This is a genomic window from Collinsella sp. LCP19S3_D3, assembly GCF_052121455.1.
In the GTDB taxonomy this organism is placed as follows: Bacteria; Actinomycetota; Coriobacteriia; order Coriobacteriales; family Coriobacteriaceae; genus Collinsella.
The window spans coordinates 1-1,463 of record NZ_JBQKEF010000047.1 but is presented as its reverse complement, the minus strand read 5'-3'; the positions used below and the strand labels follow the sequence as shown (position 1 = coordinate 1,463).

Genomic DNA, 1,463 nt, shown 5'->3' with positions numbered 1-1,463 from the left:
TGTTAGCGTCAATCTATTTTTCACCAGTTTCGCTAAACAGGCGCGCCGTTCGCGCAAAGGCGGTTTCACCGGTTGCGCTAACGTATTTTCACCGATTCCGGTCACGGCTCGACGGGACCGTCCCTCGGCAGGTCCTTCAGCCTGTAGGACCTGCCGGTTATCTTGACCAGGTGGCAGTGGTGGCACACCCTGTCCGCGATCGCGCTCGCCGCCACGTCGTCCCCGAACACCCTGCCCCAGCCGCTGATCCCCACGTTGGTGGTGATGATCGTCGAGCGCTGCTCGTAGCGCGTCGATATCAGCTGGAACAGCAGGTCCGCGCCCGCGCTGCCGACGTCGAGGTAGCCGAGCTCGTCGATGATCAGCAGCCTCGAGTGGGCGTATTACTTGAGCCTCTTCTTGAGGATGCCGCGCGACGAGGCGTCCTCCAGGTCCTCGACGAGCCGGGCGCAGTCCACGAACCTGACCTCGCGCCCCGCCCTGACCGCCTCGATGCCCAGCGCGACGGCGAGGTGCGTCTTGCCCACGCCGGGGCTCCCCACGAACAGGACGTTCTCGGCCCGCTCGACGAACCTCAGGGTCGCGAGCTCCTCGATCTCGGCGCGCGGGACCGACGGCTGGAAGTCCCAGTCGAAGTCCGCCAGCCCCTTGACGTAGGGGAACCCCGACGACCGTATGCGCTGGTTGGTGATCCTGACCTCCCGGGCGGCGACCTCGACGCGCGTCATCTCCTCGAGGGCGGAGGCGAAGCCCCGCTCGCCCGCGGCGACCATCCTCACGTAGTCGGGCAGGGACGCCGCCATCTCGTGCAGCCCGAGCGCGGAGAGGTTCGCCTGCGCCCTGATCGAGGGGCTGCCCTCCGCGACGGCGCCCATCACGCCCCTCCGAGCGAGTCGAGCAGCGCGAGGTTGGCGCGCGCGGCCTCGGCGATGTCCGCGTCGGCCAGGCCCCGCTTCCCCTCGAGGGCCTGCCCGTAGTGGTCGGGGTCGTAGTTGATGGGCCTCGACGGCCCGGACGCGGCGTCGTGGACGGCGACCTCCTCGCCGGCCATCCTCACCACGACCTGGCCGCCGGGCATCGCCACGACGCTCACGCGCCGGCCGATGCAGCGCCTGGGCACGGACCACTCCCTGCCGGCGGCCCTGACGAGCATGGTCGACGGGACGGTCTGGACGCTCACGTCGCCCACCATCGACTCGAGGAGACGGAGGTTCCCGATGGGCCGCAGGCTCTCCTTCTCCCGCATGAACAGCACGTCGGGCGGCAGGCCGGTGGTGCGGTTCGGCTCCGAGTTGGCCTGGGCCTCGACCCGGGCCACCGCCTCGGCGAGGCCGCCCCACCCGGTGAACTCGCCGCCGTAGGCGAGCAGGCGGTTCAGGAAGCGGTTGGCCGACTCGTCCTTGCCCTTGGTCTGCGGCGAGCGCGGCGCGCAGAGCCTGAGCTCGAAGCCGGCCTCCCGCGCG

At 70.1% G+C, this 1,463-nt stretch carries 1 protein-coding gene and 1 pseudogene; both read right to left on the bottom strand.

What is annotated here, in order from left to right; translation table 11 throughout:
* Positions 1–101 precede the first annotated feature (101 nt).
* Positions 102–875: pseudogene (gene istB / locus ACTQXM_RS08965) on the bottom strand (IS21-like element helper ATPase IstB).
* On the bottom strand, positions 875–1,463 hold a 589-nt coding region (locus ACTQXM_RS08960; protein ID WP_441537645.1), incomplete at its 5' end, for a Mu transposase domain-containing protein. The pseudogene istB and the gene ACTQXM_RS08960, both read right to left, overlap by 1 nt.